Source organism: Caballeronia sp. LjRoot34 (assembly GCF_964253815.1).
Taxonomy (GTDB): Bacteria; Pseudomonadota; Gammaproteobacteria; order Burkholderiales; family Burkholderiaceae; genus Caballeronia.
The window spans coordinates 1,124,898-1,144,956 of record NZ_CAXUSB020000002.1 but is presented as its reverse complement, the minus strand read 5'-3'; the positions used below and the strand labels follow the sequence as shown (position 1 = coordinate 1,144,956).

General features: G+C 59.9%; 12 protein-coding genes. 5 read left to right on the top strand and 7 right to left on the bottom strand.

Annotated elements, in window-relative coordinates; genetic code table 11:
• Positions 1-95 precede the first annotated feature (95 nt).
• Positions 96-1,328, top strand: coding sequence for a hypothetical protein (locus tag ACSQ36_RS24705; protein WP_436183956.1), 1,233 nt, complete (start codon positions 96-98; stop codon positions 1,326-1,328).
• 274 nt (positions 1,329-1,602) lie between these two features.
• Here ACSQ36_RS24705 and ACSQ36_RS24700 read toward each other — a convergent pair whose 3' ends face one another.
• Complete coding sequence (locus ACSQ36_RS24700) at positions 1,603-2,535, bottom strand: diguanylate cyclase (protein ID WP_436183955.1); 933 nt, start codon at positions 2,533-2,535, stop codon at positions 1,603-1,605.
• A complete protein-coding gene (locus ACSQ36_RS24695) occupies positions 2,528-5,737 on the bottom strand; it encodes a response regulator (protein WP_436183954.1) in 3,210 nt (1,069 codons plus the stop codon). Before ACSQ36_RS24695 ends, ACSQ36_RS24700 begins: the two co-directional genes overlap by 8 nt.
• Before the next feature lie 458 nt (positions 5,738-6,195).
• Here ACSQ36_RS24695 and ACSQ36_RS24690 point away from each other — a divergent pair, with 458 nt between their 5' ends.
• Positions 6,196-8,049 carry a putative bifunctional diguanylate cyclase/phosphodiesterase gene (locus ACSQ36_RS24690; RefSeq protein ID WP_436183953.1) on the top strand — a complete coding sequence of 618 codons (1,854 nt, stop codon included), beginning with the start codon at positions 6,196-6,198 and terminating at the stop codon, positions 8,047-8,049.
• Positions 8,050-8,085: 36 nt separating this feature from the next.
• Here ACSQ36_RS24690 and ACSQ36_RS24685 read toward each other — a convergent pair whose 3' ends face one another.
• Complete coding sequence (locus ACSQ36_RS24685; RefSeq protein ID WP_213766442.1) at positions 8,086-8,394, bottom strand: putative quinol monooxygenase; 309 nt, start codon at positions 8,392-8,394, stop codon at positions 8,086-8,088.
• 786 nt (positions 8,395-9,180) lie between these two features.
• Between ACSQ36_RS24685 and ACSQ36_RS24680 the strand changes: the two genes are divergently transcribed.
• From ACSQ36_RS24680 to ACSQ36_RS24670, 3 genes are read left to right on the top strand one after another with little or no spacing between them, the layout of a single operon-like run.
• Positions 9,181-12,372 (top strand): efflux RND transporter permease subunit, encoded by a 3,192-nt coding sequence (locus ACSQ36_RS24680; protein ID WP_436183952.1) that lies wholly within the window; start codon positions 9,181-9,183, stop codon positions 12,370-12,372.
• Positions 12,362-13,561 (top strand): efflux RND transporter periplasmic adaptor subunit, encoded by a 1,200-nt coding sequence (locus ACSQ36_RS24675; protein WP_436183951.1) that lies wholly within the window; start codon positions 12,362-12,364, stop codon positions 13,559-13,561. The genes ACSQ36_RS24680 and ACSQ36_RS24675 overlap by 11 nt, the downstream gene beginning before the upstream one ends.
• Positions 13,554-15,038: an efflux transporter outer membrane subunit gene (locus ACSQ36_RS24670; protein ID WP_436183950.1), complete on the top strand. Its 1,485-nt coding sequence runs from the start codon at positions 13,554-13,556 to the stop codon at positions 15,036-15,038. The genes ACSQ36_RS24675 and ACSQ36_RS24670 overlap by 8 nt, the downstream gene beginning before the upstream one ends.
• Positions 15,039-15,213: 175 nt before the next feature.
• Here the strand turns inward: ACSQ36_RS24670 and ACSQ36_RS24665 are convergent, their stop codons facing one another.
• The 4 genes from ACSQ36_RS24665 to ACSQ36_RS24650 form a co-directional block, all read right to left on the bottom strand.
• Positions 15,214-15,756 carry a DUF2889 domain-containing protein gene (locus tag ACSQ36_RS24665; RefSeq protein WP_436183949.1) on the bottom strand — a complete coding sequence of 181 codons (543 nt, stop codon included), beginning with the start codon at positions 15,754-15,756 and terminating at the stop codon, positions 15,214-15,216.
• Between the two features lie 94 nt (positions 15,757-15,850).
• Positions 15,851-16,807 (bottom strand): D-2-hydroxyacid dehydrogenase family protein, encoded by a 957-nt coding sequence (locus ACSQ36_RS24660; RefSeq protein WP_436183948.1) that lies wholly within the window; start codon positions 16,805-16,807, stop codon positions 15,851-15,853.
• Positions 16,807-18,732 carry an ABC transporter permease gene (locus ACSQ36_RS24655; protein ID WP_436183947.1) on the bottom strand — a complete coding sequence of 642 codons (1,926 nt, stop codon included), beginning with the start codon at positions 18,730-18,732 and terminating at the stop codon, positions 16,807-16,809. The genes ACSQ36_RS24660 and ACSQ36_RS24655 overlap by 1 nt, the downstream gene beginning before the upstream one ends.
• Before the next feature lie 21 nt (positions 18,733-18,753).
• Entirely contained in the window at positions 18,754-20,016 is a 1,263-nt protein-coding gene (locus tag ACSQ36_RS24650) for an ABC transporter substrate-binding protein (protein WP_436183946.1), read from the bottom strand.
• Positions 20,017-20,059 lie beyond the last annotated feature (43 nt).

Below are 20,059 nucleotides of genomic sequence, written 5' to 3'. Positions count from 1 at the left end.
TCAATTGCTTGCCAACCGTATCCAGTGCAAACCGAAATCCGAAGTGCAGCTTCACGGATGAACTTGCCCAACGCGGATAAATAAGGAGTTCTCGAATGGTTCTGAATCAGAATGAAGGCAGCACGTTCGACGCAGATGGCATATTGGTATATCGGGGAGTGCCGATTCGCCCGATTTCATATCTAACCCCGAGTGCGTACCTGAGCGGCGACAGCGGAATTAATCGAGCTATGAGGCGCGTCCCGACGTTTGGTCTGACAGACGATATCGCTGCGGTCCGTCGTTTTCTAGGCCAGATATCTTCCGCTGGAACATTGCGAGTATACGAGCGCGAAATTGATCGCCTCCTGCTTTGGGCATGGGCCGAAGCAGGCAAGCCATTATCTGGATTGACCGCGCAAGATTTTCAGGCGTATTCCGGGTTTCTGTCCGACCCAAGGCCGAAAAACATCTGGTGTAGTCGCAAGACCCGACGAGATAGCGTCAACTGGCGCCCTTTCGAGGGGCCGCTACAGGAAAAAGCGAAGAACACTGCGATTTCTGTGGCCACCTCTCTGATGGCCTATCTGGTCGAAATTGGATATCTGTGCTCGATCCCGATTCCCTATCTCAGAGAGAAATCGATCCGTCACAATGGAGAGGGTTCCGTCACCGCAACTCGAGAAATTCAGGAGCGTACGCTTGACCGCCAGTGCTGGGAAGCGATTAATGGTGCTATAGAGTTGATGCCGCAAACAAATCAACGCGAAATTGCCAGGTACGAGCGTATCCGATTCTTCTGCGCTTTCATCTACCATCTCGCACCACGAGCCCGAGAACTTGAGCGTGGCACATTGGACAGCTTCGTAACGAGGGGAGACGGCCTGTGGTGGAAAGCCGAGGACAAGACATTCCCTGACGGCCACGTTCGGGTTTCCCCGACAATGGAAACTGCGTTAGAACGGTATCTGAAAAACTTGAGGCTTACCCTTCCGGATCTCGACGCCCAACTGTCCAAGATCCCACTGCTTCGGTCAACGTCGACTGGTCAGTCGATTTCGTCCCGACGTCTGAATCAACTTCTGAAGCCACTGTTCGCTCGAGCGGCTGAGCTGTTGCCTGGCAACGCGTCGCGCGAGAAAGAAATGCTTCTTCACGCCTCCGTACACTGGCTTAGGCACACTGGTATCAAAGCTCACGCCGAGTCGGGTGTTGGTCCCGCAGAAACACAGAAGTTTGCACGCCACGCCAAGGCCGAGTCAACCCAGCCCTATCTTCGGGAACAATCGAGTGAAGAGCTGCATGAGCAGGCCAATCGCAAAAAGCTGCAGTGGCCTGCTAACTCCTGATCACTCGGAAATCAGCAAGATTCGCTTACTTACCGCCCCCAAGGTGCAGCGGCTCGGCGGTCGACCGATTTTACTTTCCTTTATCGCACAACTTTCCGTGGATTTTCGTCTATCACGCAACTTTGCGTGGCAGCGATTCCACGCAAAGTTGTGCGCATTTACGCACAGTCAAAATTTTATTCATATAAAGCATATAGTTACCAGCTTCCGAAGTGACCAAATTTCCGTGGGTCAACTTCTCTCTCAGTCAGGCCAATATAGACCCCTGAAATCGCTATACCGCGCCTGCGTTTAGGCTGCCTTCTCGCCACACGACCCGATTGCGCCCCTCGTTCTTCGCCCGATAAAGATGATCGTCGGCAGCTTTCAACAACTCGGCCGCCGATTCATTATTGCCGAGTCGCAACGTAGCCCCGCCGAGGCTCACGGTAATACGGTCGGCCTCGGTTGAATCCAGGCGCCGCATCGCCAAGCGGCCAGTGGCTTCGCGCAACCTTTCAGCCAGTTGCAAAGCAGATTCAGCGCCGGTGCCGGGCATCAGCAATGCGAACTCTTCACCGCCGAATCGCGCTACCAGATCGGTAGCGCGATTCAGCCCGTCTGTCAGTACGGAGGCCACAGCTTGCAAGACTCTGTCGCCCATCGCGTGTCCTGCCTGGTCGTTGTAGTTCTTGAAGAAATCGATGTCGAGAATCGCCACCGAAAGCGGTTGCCGGTCGCGCATCGCACGCGCCCATTCGAGCGCATAACGCTCATCGAAATGGCGCCGGTTCGCGAGCTCCGTGAGGCCGTCGATATTAGCCAGTGTCTCGAGCATGCGCCGCTGTCGAGCAAGCTGCAGGTGACAGCGCACACGGGCCAGGACCACGGTGAGATTGAACGGCTTGGTGATGTAGTCCGAGGCGCCCAAGGTCAGTCCATGAGCTTCGTCCTCCGGTGTGTCGAGTCCGGTGATAAAGATCACAGCGATGGCCGCCGTGCGCGGATCAGACTTCAGCCGGTTCAGCACGTCGTAGCCGCTGACTTCGGGCATGACGACGTCGAGGAGGATCAGATCCGGAACGTGCTGCGTTGCCAGCGCCAGCGCCTGCTCGCCGTTCTTCGCGAGAATCACGGTATGGTCGGTCTTCAGCAGGTCGCCAAGCACCTGCCGGTTGATCGCCGCATCATCCACTACCAGCACCTTCTGCATATCTTTTTTACTCAAGCGGCCCTCCCGTTTCTAATTGCATCCCGACCGACGATGCCAGTGCAGCAAGCAACTCAAGGGCACTACGGTACTCGATATCGACAACCGCGGTTCTGACAGCGGCCAGTTGAGTTTCCCCCGCAGCCCCGGGTCCCATCGCAGCCTGAAGCTCGATCAGAACGTCCTCCGCACGCGCGTCGTCGTCACGCAGCAGATCGGCAAGCCGGTTCATCAGCGGACCGAACACCGCCGGATCCGATGGTCCAGATACCGTGGAATCGACTTCATCCAGTTGAACCAGACTCCGGATGAACGCTGACAACGTCTCGGCCATGTCGGGTACAAGCGCCAGGGCTTCGTCGCTCGCACCGCGTCGCACCGCCTGTTCAACCTCGCTGGAAAGCCACGACAGACGCCCCGCACCGAGGTAAGCGGCGGAAGATTTCAGTCCGTGGGAAATACGCCCGACAGCTTCAAGGTCACCCTCTCCCGCGCGCGCGAGGAGTGTCTGTGCCGTGTGAAGGTGGTCGTCCCGGAAGGTGCGTATCAGCCTTTGCAACAGCGCCGGATTGCGGTTAGTCCGCTGCAGCGCAACTTGCCAGTCGACGCCCGCGAGTTCCGGAAGCCGGCTATGTCTGTGTTCAACGACCGTCCGCGAGAGGTTCGATCGTGTGTCGTTCGTGGGCGTGTCACCCGTGCGCCCTTGTGGCGCCATCCAGGTGAAGAGGACCTGCATCAGTTCAGCCGGGTCGATCGGTTTCACGAGATGGCCGTTCATGCCGGCGTCCCGACTCGCTTCCAGGTCACCTGGCATGGCATGAGCGGTCAACGCAATGATGGGCAGCGATTCAAAACCAGCGATCGAGCGAATCTCACGCGTTGCGCTTAGGCCATCCAGCACGGGCATCTGGAGATCCATCAGAACGAGGTCGTATCGGGTACGCTGCACGCACGCGACGGCTTCGCGGCCATTGTCGGCGACATCGACGTGAATCGGCGCCTGGCCGAGGAATTCGAGCGCCACCTCCCGGTTGATCGCGTTGTCCTCGACGAGTAGAACCCGGCGGCCGGCGAGGCCCGCGAAATCCAACGTCCGGTCGTGCTCAAGCGCCTCACGCGCCGGCACCACCGGCACGCTGGACCTGAATGCGGGAAACAAGGTCTCGACCAGCATGTCATACAGCAGCGACGGGTTGACCGGCTTGGCAAGATAGCCGTCCACATGTACATCCCGCGCCTCCGACAGCAAATCGTCGCGGGAGTAGGCCGTGACCATCATGATGGCGGGCGTGGCAGCAATGCGTGCATCGCTCCTGATATGGCGCGTCGTTTCCACGCCGTCCCAGCCGGGCATGCGCCAGTCCATCAGTACCAGGTCGATCGGCTGGCCGGCGTTCGAGGAAACGACCAGCTCGTCGAGCGCTGCGAGCCCGGAAGCAGCCGTTGTCACCTGCAGGCCGAACGACGCCAGCATCTCGCCCAGCACTTCGCAGGCGACTGCGTTGTCGTCAACCACCAGCACACGGCGCTCTTTCATCGACAGTGTCGTGATCCGCTCGCGGACAATTTCCTTGTGTCCCACTTCGAAACTCGCCGTGAAGTTGAAGCGGCTCCCTTCACCGATACGGCTCTGCACGTCGATGGTACCGCCCATGATTTCAACCAGTTGCTTGCTGATCGCGAGTCCCAGGCCCGTACCGCCGTATTTGCGCGTAATCGAGCCGTCCGCCTGCGAGAACGACTGGAAGAGCTTCGCCAACTGTACGTCGGTCATCCCGATGCCGGTGTCACTGACCGAGAACTGCAGCATGACAGTGTATTCGTCACTCTCCAGGAGATCGACGCCGACGACTATCTCGCCGCGCTCGGTGAACTTGGCAGCATTGGTGCCCAGGTTCACCAGCACCTGTCCTAAGCGCAACGGGTCACCGACCAGATGCAATGGAATGCCGGCCCCCACCCGGAAAACGACCTCTACGCCAGTCGACTCCGTTTTGAGCGCGATCAGGTTCGATAGATTGTCCAGGATGTCGTCGAGTTCAAAAGGGACTCTTTCGAGTACGACCTTACCGGCCTCCGCCTTGGAGAAATCCAGGATGTTGTTGATGATGCTAAGCAGACTCTCCGCAGAGGCTGCTATTTTCTCGACATAGTTGCGCTGCTGAGGGTTGAGGTTTGTCTTGAGCGCCAGCCGGCTCATGCCGATCACGCCGTTCATCGGCGTCCGGATTTCATGACTCATGTTGGCGAGGAATTCAGACTTCGTCTGCAACGCCTCCTCGGCGGCTTCCTTGGCCGCGCTAATCGCCTCTTCGGCTTGCTTGCGCGCGGTCACATCGAGTGCGGTCCATACCGTGCCTTTGCCCGGGTCATCTGGATCGAGCATGGCGCCGTGATCGGCGCACCAGATAGGCGTGCCATCCTTGCGCACGAATCGCGCATCGCCGACATAGATATGCTCCGCGATCACAAGATAGTCTGCGCCGCCCTGCTCCCACTCTTCGTCGCTTCCATAGAGGATGCGTGTCGACTTGCCGACGGGTTCACCCTTGTCGTATCCGAAGAGCTGCTCGAAACCGCTGTTGCAGCGCTGGATCACCCGGTCCTTCACGAAGCAGACACTGACTGGCGTATGTTCAAGCACCGCGTTCTGTTCGAGTAGCGATTGCGCGAGCATGGCGTTTGCGGTCTGGGTCGCCACTTGCGCAATATGCGCCCTCGCGTCAGCTTCTGCCGCCTTCTCAACGAGGCGGTTCCGTTCTGTCAAGTCGTGGAAAATGACATCTGCGCCGAGGTACTGCGCACGGGCGGCACCCGGCTTATATAGTGGGCAAACGTGCATTTCCAGCGCAATCGGGTTTCCGTTCCGATCGCGCCCGGCAAATGCATCCTGATGCACCGGCTCTCCCCTTCGCATCTTGTCGCTCAACCCATCCCATTTGACTGGCGACATGGAAAGCCCCTGCACGGATTGGCCCAGCATATCAAGCTCGCTCTCATAGCCGAACATGCGCGCGGCGGATCGACTCGCGCGGATGATCGTGCCCTTCGCGTCAACGCGGATCAGACCGGCCTGCAACTGATCAACGAAATCCGGGTAATGCTGCTCGCGGCTTTGCCTCCTTCGGCTGGCGCGGATCGCGCGAGCTGCATCAACGGCCCCCCAACCAATCAGTGCGGCCGACAGCAGCACGGTGGCAATCGTCGAGTTATCAGGCATTTTGACGTTATTCGCTTATATCGGGTTTCAGACGAAAGCAGATTCTACGCGCTGAACCTTCTCCAATGTACCGGACGACTTGCCGCGCGAAAAATCGAGATCACCCAGGGACACGGCTCCTAAGCCGCGGAGCGCGTGCCGTTTTTTTCCCAAGCTGCGAACGCCTGGTTGCACTCGTCTTTCTTTGATGTGCTTGGGGAACGGAATTGGCGTTGGCATTCGTCACAAATGCCTTTAGCGCCTGTATGTATTGCGTCGGTGATCTATTTATCGTCGACCTCTAGATATCTGCGATGACCATAAACGCTCGACTAAGTAGCTTCACCAAGCTGCTCATTTTGCCGTGTATCTGTAAATGCCGAACCGGTTCACATCGGTGTATAGTTGTTTGCGTCTATTTCCTTCGAAAACGACGTCCCAACCAGCTCGACATAAATCATTTCCAGTAGGGGAAACCGGTGAATCTGCCCGATCAGAACGAGCTACCTTCACCAGTCATCGAAAGACATCGACTTTATGTTTTGCAGGAGTCCTGCCTTCTGGACACGCCTCCGGACGCCGCGCTCGATCGCATCACTCAGCTCGCAGCGCGTTTGTTCAAAGCACCCATTGCGTTGATCTCGTTGATCGACGAACAGCGTCAGTGGTTCAAGGCGCGCGTCGGCGTGGAGGTCGCTCAAACTGAACGGAAGGACGCTTTTTGTGCACACACGATCCTTCGTCACGATGTGCTCGTCGTCCCCGACGCAACGCTCGATCCGCGGTTCAAGCAGAACCGGCTCGTACTCGGGGAGCCGAATATCCGGTTTTATGCCGGCAGTCCGTTGCGAACGCGCTCGGGTGTTCCACTGGGTAGCCTATGCGTCATCGATACCAAACCGCGCCCCGAATTTGACGAATCGCAACGGGACTTGCTGAGTCAATTGGCTGAAATGGCGATGGACCGGATCGAAGCGCTTCGATCAATCGCGTTTGTGGATCCGCCCACGCGACTGCTGAACCGCGCGCGATTTAGTGACGATGTTCGCGCCATCTTCGACGAAAGGCCAATTGGGCAGATCGCGCCCAGCCATGCGGTTTTGGTGAATGTCGTCCCACTCGGGTATCTCGATCAAACGTCGATTTCGATTGGCATTGTCGCGACTGACCGGTTGATGGCAGCAATATCCCGGCGCGTGGAGCAGGCGCTCGTCGATATCAAGCCCGTGTACCGGGTCGACTATGCGCGTTTTGCCGTGTTCGTATATGGCGACGAGAGCGCTGCAATGCGGGTGATCGATGCCGTGTTGAGGGCCTTCGATGCGCCCCTGCTCGTCAACCAGATTCCAGTCGACTTGTCGCCGACCTTCGGTTTGGTCGACCTGTCTCGTATAGATGAACCCACGGATGTGTTACGAGCCTTGATGTCGTCTTCCGAGATCGCCCGGCGGGCACGCGTTCCATTTCGGAAGTTTGCCAAGCGCATGTTTGCGGCCCAGGAACGCACGTTCTTCATTCTCAACACCTTGCCCCAGGCACTGCAGGATGAAAATCAGTTGAGTCTGGCTTACCAGCCTCGAGTCGATTTGCGCACGGGTGCTTGCGTGGGCGTCGAAGCGTTGTTGCGCTGGTCTCACCCTCTGCTTGGGGAGGTTTCGCCGGCTGAGTTCATTCCCTTGGCCGAAAAAACGTCGCTGATGTCAGCGCTCACCGACTGGGTGATGGATCACGCGCTAAAGCAGCTTGCTACATGGGAACGTGCCGGCATCATCCTAAACATTTCAATTAATGTTTCAGTGCTTAATCTGGAACAGCGCGGCTTCGTGCCCCGCTACATTTCCCTGCTGCGAACCCACGGCATTGAACCAAAGCGGGTCGAACTAGAGGTTACTGAAAGCGCATTAACGGCAAACGCGAAGCTTGTCACCGAGAACCTTCGCAAAGTCGCTGACATGGGGAGCATCGTCGCCATTGACGATTTCGGCACGGGCTACAACAACCTGTCCAAGCTACAGCTTTACTCGGCCACGGTGCTAAAAATCGACCAGAGCCTTGTGCGTCGTGTTTTGGATAACCAATACACGCGTACCCTCGTCGAGGGCGTCATTGCGCTTGCGCAAAAGCTCGACTATCGGGTAGTGGCTGAAGGCGTCGAAACCCAGGAGATCTACGAAGCTGTCGCAGATTGGCACTGCGACGAAGCTCAGGGCTACTACATTGCCCGACCACTGGCAGCGCCGGTATTTGAGGCCTGGTATTCCAATTTTTCGCGGAATATTATTGACGGACCTGTTCCAGGGAGTCCATTGGACCGCGATAACTTAGTGACATAGATTCCCCCTTTCTGATCCTGAATACGAGCCGGCGCCCTAGCAGGCTTGCAGCACATTGATGACACGGCTGGCGAGCAGCGGCTTCGTATTGCGTCCATATTCGGCCATATGTGCCGAGGCCGCATGCGCCTTCAGCGCGTCGGCGCTTTCCCAGCGTTCGATGACGGCGAATGTGTCATCGCCGAGCGGGGTCTGAATCGCCCCGAAGTCCGGTACGTCGACCACCGCTTCGTAGCTGATGCATCCCTCTTCCGCCAGCACCGCTGGCCGGTTCTGACTGAACAGCGCCAGCACGGCGTCGCGCTTGCCAGCCTGCGCCGTGATAGTGGCAATGACATGTATCATCCGGCATTCTCCTTTCATGGTTCGGCACGAATTTGCCGCGCCTAATCATAGCCGCGTTCCGCCACGCATGCTGCGAGCGCCTCGCAGCGCAGCCGGGTTCGCGACATGCCCCACGCGTCAAGACCGCTGCAAGTCTCTTCATCCCACGTCGACCTTCATGCTTGCCGCTTCATAAGCTAATGTAGTTTTAAGCTATCCCTTAAGTAAACGACAGTAATAAAAAAATCAGCGCGCCTCTCAACATCGCTGTTCAAGCCTGCGCTGGCGCCGTACAAAAGCCGCGGACCATTATTACTTATGGGGCAGACGCTTATTTGCGGCCTTGAATTCGCTGCCGGAAATGGGCCAGTCGGGTTCAATTGCCCGTCCAAACCCGAGTTTGTGCACTGCAGCTTTGTTTTCGTTTGTGTACATTCCCGGATTGTCTGCTTTACAGACAAAATTGCGAGACAAAATCGCGTGCCCGGTGATGTTTTGATTTCAAATTTATTTTTTAACAACGAATTAGAAAGTAATTCGAAAGAATTAATCGGTTTCGGTTTGATGCAGCAGTGTCGGCACTAGCCGGATCAGATGCCCATTAAAGTGAGTTACCAAACGGTCAACAGCCTACGAACCAAAGATCATGTGGAGTATTTTTCAACAATCCGTCTTGCCTCAGGACGGAAATGATCCTACCCGGCGCATTGCCCGGGCCACGCGGATGACCGCGGCCGAACCCCGCCGACTGCTGCGCCTGGCAGCATCAGGGCACCGTTCAGTTCAACCCCAAGTATTGGAACTCTCATGCTCGGCCTAGTACGTATCGCTCTCCGACGGCCATACACCTTTGTCGTCCTGGCGATCCTCATTTTGATCATCGGGCCGCTTTCCGCGATCAGAACGCCGACCGATATCTTCCCCGATATCCGCATTCCCGTGATCAGCGTCGTATGGCAATACACGGGCTTGCCGCCGGACCAGATGGTCGGACGGATCACTTCACCGTTCGAGCGCTCGCTGACCACGACGGTCAACGACATCCAGCACATCGAAGCTGAATCGGTGAATGGCTTCGGCATTATCAAGATCTTCTTTCAGCCGGGCGTGAACATCAGCAACGCGAACGCGCAGGTGACCGCCGTCTCGCAGACGCAATTGCGTCAATTGCCGCCGGGCACTACGCCTCCGCTGATCCTGAACTACAACGCGTCGACGGTGCCGATCATCCAGCTCGCCCTGTCGGGCAAAGGTCTCACCGAACAGAACCTGGGCGACCTGGGGCTGAACCAGTTGCGTCCGGCGCTGGTGACTGTTGCCGGTGCGTCGATTCCTTATCCGTTCGGTGGCAAGTCTCGCCAGATACAGATCGACATCGACCCGACGGCCTTGCAGGCGCGCGGCCTGTCTGCACAAGACGTCGCCAATGCGCTCGCCGCCCAGAACCTGCTGACGCCGATCGGGACGGAAAAAATCGGCGATCACGAATACACGCTGCAACTGAACAACGCGCCTTACGCGCTCAAGGCGCTCGGTGACCTGCCGATCAAGGCGGTCAATGGCACCACGGTTTATATCCACGATGTCGCGAATGTTCGCGACGGCAGTCCGCCACAAACCAATATCGTGCATGTGGACGGCAAGCGTTCGGTGCTGATGTCGGTGCTGAAGAATGGCTCGGTGTCCACGCTCGGCATCATTGCCGGCATCAAGCAGCACGTGCTCGACGCCAAGGCTTCATTGCCCGACGCACTGCAAATTGTGCCGATCGGTGACCAGTCGCTATTCGTGCGCGCGGCCATTAGCGGTGTGGCGCGCGAAGGCGTGATCGCGGCCGCGCTGACCAGCCTCATGATCCTGTTGTTCCTCGGCAGCTGGCGGTCGACCGTCATCATTGCGACCTCGATTCCACTCGCCATTCTCGGTTCGATCGCGACGTTGTCCGCGCTCGGTGAGACGCTCAACATCATGACGCTCGGCGGCCTTGCGCTCGCGGTGGGGATTCTGGTCGACGACGCGACCGTCACCATCGAAAATATCAACTGGCATCTGGAGCAGGGCAAGCAGGTAGAGGAGGCCATTCTCGATGGCGCCGCGCAGATCGTCACGCCCGCGTTCGTGGCGCTGTTATGTATTTGCATTGTGTTCGTGCCGATGTTTTTCCTCGACGGCGTCGCGCGCTTTCTCTTCGTGCCAATGGCCGAGGCCGTGATCTTCGCGATGATCGCGTCGTTCATCCTGTCGCGAACGCTCGTTCCCACGATGGCAAAGTACCTGCTGCATCCGCACAATCTCGATGAAGATGCGCACGAAAAGAAGCGTCCCGGACCGCTCGGACGCTTCCAGCAGGGTTTCGAACGACGCTTCGAAAAAATTCGCGCCGGCTATCACGGGCTGCTGGAACTGGCGCTGAACCATCGCGCGCCCTTCGTCAGTTGCTTCCTCGGTTTCGTGCTGGTCTCGTTCGCGCTGGTGCCTATGCTCGGCCGCAACTTTTTCCCGGACGTGGACGCCGGGCAGATCCTGTTGCACGTGCGTGCGCCGGTCGGCGTGCGGGTCGAGAAGACCGCGCAGATTTTCGCGGACGTGGAAGGATCGATCCGTCAGATGATTCCGCCGGCCGAACTCGCCACCATGGTCGACAACATCGGCCTGCCGGTCAGCGGTATCAACCTCGCCTATAACAACACCGGGACGATCGGCTCGCAGGACGGCGACATCCAGATCGCGTTGAACGAAGATCATCGTCCGACCGCGGAGTACGTGCGGCAGATGCGGGAGAAATTGCCGCGCCTTTATCCGGGCGTGACGTTCTCGTTCCCGCCGGCGGACATCATCAGCCAGATCCTGAACTTCGGCTCCCCGGCACCGGTGGACTTGCAGGTTCGCGGCAACAACCTGCCCGCGAACTTCGCGTATGCGAACCGGCTGCTGCGCCAGATTCGCCAGATTCCCGGCGTAGTCGATGCCCGTATCCAGCAAGCGCAGAACAATCCCACGTTCAACGTCGATGTCGACCGTACCCGCGCGCAACTGCTCGGCATCAACGAGCGCGACGTGACGAACAGCCTGGTCGTGAACCTCGCGGGGTCGAGCCAGGTTGCGCCGACTTTCTGGCTGAACAATGCGAACGGCGTGTCGTATCCGATCGTGATGCAGACGCCGCAATACAACCTCGATTCGCTTGCCTCGCTGCAGAACCTGCCGATCACCTCAAGCCTGCAGAGCAGCGGACAAATCCTGGGCGGCCTTGCGACCGTCGAGCGTACGAACACCAATGCAGTCGTGAGCCAGTACAACATCCAGCCGATGGTCGAGATCTTCGCGACCACGCAGGATCGCGATCTGGGCGCAGTGGCGTCGGACATCCAGCGCGTGGTGAAGGACAACGCCGACGCACTGCCGAAGGGTTCGTCGGTCGCGCTGCTCGGTCAGGTGCAGACCATGAACAGCGCGTTTGCCGGCATGTTGTTCGGCCTGCTCGGTGCGGTCGTGTTGATCTACCTGATCGTCGTGGTCAACTTCCAGTCGTGGGCCGATCCGTTCGTGATCGTCACGGCGTTGCCGGCGGCGCTTGCCGGCATCGTCTGGATGTTGTTCGCGACTCACACCACGCTGTCCGTGCCCGCGCTGACGGGGGCGATCATGTGCATGGGGGTGGCGACCGCCAACTCCATTCTCGTGGTCAGCTTCTGCCGCGAGCGCCTGGCCGTTCACGGCGACCCGTTCAAGGCTGCGCTCGAAGCCGGTTTCACCCGTTTCCGCCCGGTGCTCATGACCGCCCTCTCGATGATCATCGGCATGGCGCCGATGGCCCTCGCGCTGGGCGAAGGCGGCGAACAGAACGCACCGCTTGGCCGCGCCGTTATCGGCGGCCTGATTTTCGCTACCACCGCGTCGCTGCTCCTGGTCCCGGTGATCTTCTGCATCATTCACTCGCGCACTGGCCGCGCGATTGCCCCGACACCCGTTACGGGAGGTCCTGCCCATGTCGTCTGAACCTGTTATCACCACCCCACCCGTCACCGATCAACCCGTGCCGCGCCGGCGACTCGTCGTGATCGGCGTGGTGGGGGTCGCGGTTGCGCTGATCGTGGTCGCCGCCGGCGTCACGCTGCGCGCCGTCGATGCCCGCAACCTCAAGACCTGGACCAGCGCGCAGACGGTCCCGACCGTCACCGTGATCCATCCGGTCAGCTCGGCGAACGGCCCGACGCTCGACCTGCCGTCGCATCTCGAAGCGTATTCGCGCGCGCCGATCTTTGCGCGCGTGAGCGGTTACCTGAAGTCGTGGAACGTGGATATCGGCGCACCGGTGAAGGCCGGGCAATTGCTTGCGGTGATCGAGTCGCCGGAGCTCGACCAGCAGTTGCTGCAGGCGCGTGCGGACCTGGCCAGCGCAGAAGCCAATGCCGCCCTCGCAGGCACGACCGCGAAACGCTGGCAGGCGCTGCTCGGCACCGACTCGGTCGCCCAGCAGGAAGTCGACGAACGCACCGGCGACTACACCGCCAAGAAAGCGGCTGTAGCGGCCGCGCAGGCCAACGTCGACCGGTTGCTAGCCACCAAGGGCTTCGAGCGTATCCTGGCGCCGTTTGACGGCGTGGTGACCGCACGTGACACCGATGTCGGCGCGCTCATCAATGCGGGGAGCGGCGGGATCGGACAGGAGTTGTTCACCGTCTCGGACGTGAAGCAGTTGCGCGTGTATGTGCAGGTGCCGCAGAGTTACGCCCCCGATGTCCGCAGCGGCACCACCGCGACGCTTTCCGTGCCGGAATATCCCGGCCAGCGTTTCACCGCGCGCGTGGTCGCATCGGCGGATTCCGTCAACTCGACTTCTGGCACGACGCTGGTTCAATTGCTGGTCGACAACTCAGCCGGCAAGCTCTTGCCCGGTGGTTTCGCCAGCCTGCAATTCAGGCTTCCGGTGCAGGAAAACGCGGTACGTGTTCCCGCCAGCGCACTGGTTTTCGATGCCCGCGGCCTGATGGTCGCGACGCTCGGCACAAACGGCCAGGTCGTGTTCAAGAAGGTGACGATCAATCGCGATTTCGGCGATTCGGTCGAGATTGGTTCGGGGCTCATCGCGGCGGACCGCGTGATTGATACGCCGCCTGATGGCCTTGTTGACGGCGATCACGTGCAAGTCGCCAGCGCCGACAAGAAGGTGGCCGCCAATGGCTAGGCTGGCTACGAGGGTTACGTTGCGCGTGCCGGCGCTGCTCGTCGGCACCATCGCGCTGGCGGCCTGTTCGCTCGCGCCAGATTACAAGGTGCCGCCTACGCCGGTCGTCGCGCAATATCACACGGTCGGGCCGTGGATCAGCGCGCAGCCCGCCGATCAGTTGAGCCGCAACGGCTGGTGGAAGATGTATAACGACGCTCAACTCGACGATCTCGAACAGCGTCTGCTCGCGAACAACACGGATCTTGCCGCGGCGTACGCGCACTACAGGCAGGCACAGGCGTTCGTGGACCAGGTCTCGGCCGGGCTCTATCCGACAATCAGTGCAAACGCCGTTCCGCAACGCGACCGGCAGTCGTACAGGCGGCCATTGCGTGTCGGCGGCCCCAACGATTACAACTCCGTCACGCTCGGCGGCGAGATCGATTACGACCTCGACCTGTGGGGCCGCGTGCGTGATTCCGTGGTAGCGGGCAAGGACGAAGCGCAGGCATCGAAGGCCGATCTTGCATCGGTACAACTGAGCTTGCAGGTTCAACTCACCGATAGCTATATCCGCCTGCGCGGTCTTGATCAGCAAACCCAGTTGCTGACCGACACCGTCGCGGCGTTTGCGCGTGCGCTGCAACTTACGCAAACGCTGCATGGAGGCGGCATTGTCTCGGGGCTCGATGTATCGCGCGCGCAGACGCAGTTGTCGTCGGCGAAATCGCAGTTGTCGCAAAACCTCGCACAACGCGCGTTGATCGAGCACGCGATCGCCGAACTGGTGGGCGTGTCCGCGTCCGAGTTCAGTTTGCCGCAGCAAACCGCCTCGATCATCTTACCCGTGATTCCGGCCGGTTTGCCCTCGACATTGGTGCAGCGGCGCCCTGACATTGCCGCGGCCGAACGCCGCGTGGCGGAAGCCAATGCGAAGATCGGCGTGGCGCGCGCAGCCTACTTTCCGTCCATCACACTCAGCGCGCAAGCCGGCCTTCAAAGCACCGCCTATTCGAATTTGATCAGTGCTCCGAACCTGTTCTGGGCAATCGGTCCACAACTCGTGCAATACGTTTTCGACGGCGGCCTGCGCCGCGCCCAGCTCAATTCGGCGAAAGCGGCGACGGATGAAGCGGGAGCGCGTTATCGCGGGGTCGTGTTGTCGGCGTTCCAGCAAATCGAAGACAATCTCTCGCTGCTGCAGGACCTTGGCACGGCGCTCCAGCAGCAACGCGATGCCAGCAATTCGGCGCAGTATTCCGTCGATCTGGCGCTGAACCGGTATCGGCAAGGCGCGGTCGGTTATCTCGATGTCGTGCAGGCGCAGACCGCCGCGCTCGACGCTCAGCGCGGCGTGCTCGATATCCAGACACGTCAGCTAAGCGCGAACGTGCAATTGATCAAGGCGCTGGGTGGCGGCTGGTCAAGCGAAGAACTGGCGAGCACTGCGGCGGCGCCGGTGCTTGTCGCGGCTAGTGACAAACCGAAAGAGTAGGTACGCGTCGCGTTGTGACTGCATGGGAGCGGGAGATCCGGCGGCGCTCGATGGTCCTGCTCGACGAGAGTGTCGGGACTGTCGAGTTCCGACTTGATGCCACGAGCGCGGTGGGATTCGCACGCCCTCTTCTCGCTCATGGCTCCCGAAACAAACGGACCTTGTGTAACTGTCGCTATCCGGCCTTCGCGCTCCAGCGCGGATAGTATTTGGCCACCACCTCGCCACTAGTCGACAACGCGTGACAGCGATTCAACTGGAACGGTTGTTTGACGTCCTGCTCCTCGCGCGCGCGGCGATTTGCCATCGTCTGAAAAGCGAGCGTAGCCAGTATTCCTATCAGGTCGCTCACGTGGGTACATCCCTGGGTGCCAGCAAACATGGATCGCACTTGTGCCGAGAAACCGGGTGCAATGCGCAGGCCCACGAGCCGTCCATAGTCGGGTGCGATGTTCTCGCAATGTCCTGCATACGGCACGGCATCGAATGCAGCTTCGGCTGCCATGATGTTCAGGCTTCCGTCGATGGTAATCCGCAGCCACATCTCATGGATCGGTTCTCCCGCCATTCGATTACCTGCCGGCGACTCCTTGGTGTACGTCTTGGTATCGATCAGATGGGCTTCAAGGTCGTACAGCCCTTCCGGCCGGGAATAGCCGTTGGCTTCGATCTTGCGCGTGTGAAGTAACTGGCGTTCGCCAGCGGGCGAGAGAGGCATGAAAGTTCGTCGGAGAGGAAATGGTTTCGGCGGCGGGTCCCGGTGATTCATCACGCGAGCCAATTCATGAGAGGCCGCCAGCCAGGCAATCCTGTCAGGATAAAGTATTGAGCGGACGCACGAGTTTTCCGTCCAGGAACGCGGCGATGTCTTCGAGCACGCCGCCATAGATCAGCTGATAATTTTCTTCAGTCACATACCCGACGTGCGGCGCCAGCACTACATTTTCGAGCGCCAAAAAGGGATGGTCAACCGGCATCGGTTCGACATCGAAGACATCCAGCGCGGCGCCGCCGATTCGCTTGTCCGCAAGCGCCGCCACCAGCGCGCTTTCATCCACAATGGGCCCACGCGCCGTGTTCACGAGATAGGCCGTCGGCTTCATCAAGGACAATTCACGCGCACCAAGCAGGCCGCGCGTGCGCTCCGACAACTTCAAGTGGATCGATATCACGTCCGACTCGGCGAGGAGCACGTCAAGACCAACGCGTTGCGCGCCCGACGCGGCGGCAGCCTCGTTGGTGAGATTCTGGCTCCAGGCAAGCACTTTCATGCCAAGGACCTTGCCATAGCCGGCCATTTGACGTCCCAGGTTGCCAAGGCCGATCACGCCCAGCGTCCTGCCGTGCAAGCCCACGCCAAGCGTCGTCTGCCAGCGTCCGGCGCGAATCGCGCGCTCTTCCTGCGGGATCGCGCGAGCAAGGGCGAGCATCAGGCCGAGCGCCATTTCGGCTGCGGGTGTCGGCAGGTCGTCCGTCCCGCAGACCTGGATGCCGCGCTCGGTGGCGGCAACAATATCGACTGAAGCGTTCCACATGGCTGCCGTGATCAACAGCTTGAGATTCGGCAGCCGTTCAAGCAGCGCGCGCGGCACACGCGTTCGCTCGCGCATCAGCACCACCACGTCGAACGGATGCAGGCGTTCAGCCAGCGCGTCGACATCGTCCAGGTGATCGGGGAAGGCGGTCACTATCGCGCGCGGCGCCAGGCTTTTCCAGTCGGCCATCTTCATGGCGACGTTCTGGTAGTCATCGAGAAGGGCTACGTTCATCACAGTTCCGAACTCCGGTGAATGGCGGTGTCGTCAGCGCCAGTTTTCATGGGCGGTCTGCCGCGGGACGGCGCGCGCTCGGCACGCCGGTCTTCCCGCGACGGCAACCGGAAAAGAATCTCGCCAAGCACGCCGCGCCGGAACACCATCACGACGATCACGAAGGTCACGCCCAGCACGAGGCTGCCACTGTCGGTGAGCGTACTCAGGAAGTCCCTGAGGAACACGACGATGCCCGCGCCGAGCATCGGCCCGAACACAGTGCCGGCGCCGCCGAGCAGCGTCATCATGATGGGCTCGCCCGACGCGCGCCAGTAGACCGATTCGAGGCTGACAAACTCGTGGTTAAGCGCGAACAGCGAGCCCGCGATGCTGATGAGAAACGCCGACAACGCATACGCGCGCAGCCGCAGTCCCTGCACGTTGTAGCCTACGCTCAGCATGCGCCGCTCGCTGTCGCGCGCACCGCCGAGCGACAGCCCGAAGGGCGAGCGGATCACGAGGAAAACAAAGCCGACCGCAAGCGAGACGACGAACAGCGCCAGGTAATAGTAGGTGATCTGGTTCTCGAGGCTCAGGCCGAAAAGCGAGCCGCGCGTGATGCCGTGCAGGCCATCTTCGCCGCCTGTGTATTGCGGCGTCTGGTTGATGACAAAGTAGACGATCTCGGCGAGCGCGAACGTCACCATCGAGAAATAGATGCCCTGCTTGCGAGAGATCAGTGCGCCGAAGGCCACCGCGATCATCGTGCTGATCGACACGCCTGCAATGAAGCCAACCCACATCGGATAGTGAAGCTTCGCGATCATGATGCCCGTGATGTAGGCGCTTCCGCCCCAATAGGCGGCTTGTCCGAATGACAGCAGGCCGGCGAATGCGAAGAGGATGTCGAAGCCGAGCGCGCACAAGCCCCACAGCACGATATCGCATGCGAGCACCGGGTAGACCAGCCACGGCAATATCAGCCCGGCAGCCAGTGCCACCAGCTTGAGTTTCCAGCTCATCACGAGTCGCCGGGCCGCGGGTGTGATCGGTGTGTAGTGCAGCGGAAAATGCGCGACGTCGATGCCCCGGAAGATGCCGCCCGGACGCACGATCAACACGACGATCATCAGGATGTAAGTCGCCGCGTTGGCCGCCGGCGGATACCAGATTGCGGCCACCGCTGACAGCACGCCCACGGCAAAGCCCATGACGACCGAACCGGCAATCGATCCCAATCCGCCCGCGACCACGACGGCGAACGTGGTCGCGATCATCTCCTGGCCCATGAACGGCGAGATGTTGCGCAGCGGCGCGGCCAGCACGCCCGCGATGGCCGCGAGGCCCGCCGCGAATGCGAACGTGCCGGAAACGAGCACGGGCACGCGGACCCCGAAGCAGCGCAACAGGTCCGGGCGCTCGGTTCCGGCACGCACCAGCGCGCCAAGCCGGGTACGTTCGAGCAGCAGCCAGGTTGCGCCGCAGACGACCATCGAAAACACGAGTACGAAGAAGCGGTACTTCGGATAGACGATGAAACCGAGGTTGATGGCGCCCGCAAGCGCACCGGGCACGAGAAACGGAGCGCCCTGCACCGCAAAGAAATGCCGCATCGTATCTTCGATAATCAGCGTGAGGCCGAACGTGAGCAGCAGGTTATACGAAGGATCCAGTCCGTAGAGACGCCTGAGAAAGAGGCGTTCGAGCACGAGTCCAAAGCCGCCTATCACGATGGGCGCAACCAGCATGGCGACCCACAGCGAGAGTCCAAAGTCGGCGCCCACGCTGAACGCTATGAAGGCACCGAGCATATAAAGCGCGCCATGAGCGAAATTGACGACTCGCATCATGCCGAAGATCACGCTCAGTCCCAGACTCATCAACGCAATGAAGCCACCGTTGACGAGTCCGTTGAATAGCTGCGATAAATAGTATTGCGACATGGAAACCCTCCGCCGGTAGCTCTATTGCCAGTCATGCTTACACGTGCTTTCCGACGCAGGCATGAACGCATCCTTGCCGGCGACGGTGGCGAGCACGGTGAAAACGTCATCGGGCGTCTTGACTTCGTTCGCCTTCTTGACCTGTTCAAGATACAGGTCGTGAACCACAATATGATCAGCTTTCCTGAACGTTGCATGACGGGCGAAGAAATCATCGAACGTGCTGCCTTCCAGCGCCGCCGCGATCTTGTCCGGATCGTCTGATCCAATCCGCTTGACCGTGTTCAGAACCTGCATGACCGCGGAGTAGTTGCCCGCATGGAGACTGCCGGGTGCAAATCCATAAGCCTTGCGGAAACGTCCGCTCCACTCACGCGTGCGGTCGTCATAGTTCCAGTACCACGGATCGGCCAGGATTGCGCCTGACCATGCCGAGATGCCGAGAGCCGCCACGTCGGTCAGGTTCATCTGTCCCGGGACCAGGCGCACCGAGCCGTTCATCAGCCCGAACTCGCCCGCCTGCTTTACCGCATTACGCAGGTCCTGGCCCGATTCGAGTATGCCGATCGCGTCCGCATGCGCAGCCTGCGCTTTCAGCAGGAAACTCGAGAAGTCGTCGTTTGGAAACGGCACCATGTCGTTGCCCACCACGGTGCCGCCCGCCGCTTTCGCCGCCCGGCTGAACTGCTCAAGGAGGGAGTGTCCGAATGCGTAGTCGGCCGTGATGAAATACCAGCGTTTGGCGCCAAGCCTGGTCACCTTGGTCGCGGCGATATTCGCCAGTGCGTAGGTATCCCATGCGTAATGCCAGGCGTATTTCGTACAGAAGTCGTTCGTAAGCGCCGTCGTTCCGGGACTCACGAAGGTAGTCGTCACTTTGTATTGTTTCGCGAGCTTCGCTACCTCGATTGCCGCGGCCGACCCGGTGACGTCGGTAATCATGTTCACGCCCTGGGTTTCAATCAACTGCCGCGTCTTGTTGACCGTGATGCCGACATCAAGCTTGTTGTCGAGCACGATCAGCTTGATGGGCACGCCGTTCACGCTGCCGCCGAAATCGGCGATCGCCATTTTTGCGGCGTCGACTGAACCCTTGCCGGACGTATCCGAATAGACGGTCGACAGATCAGTGATTACCAGTATGGTGAACGCCTTTCCCGTCATTTGACCCTGCGCCGAAGCCGCGCCTCCAAGCGCGGCCGCAAGTGCGGCAGTGCACGCAACCGCTCTCATTGACAAACTGCGCAGCCAGCCTGCGTGCCGCCATCCGCTTCCCAGTCCCATGGTTGTGTCTCCGGAATTTTTTGATCTAACTTCAACCATACCG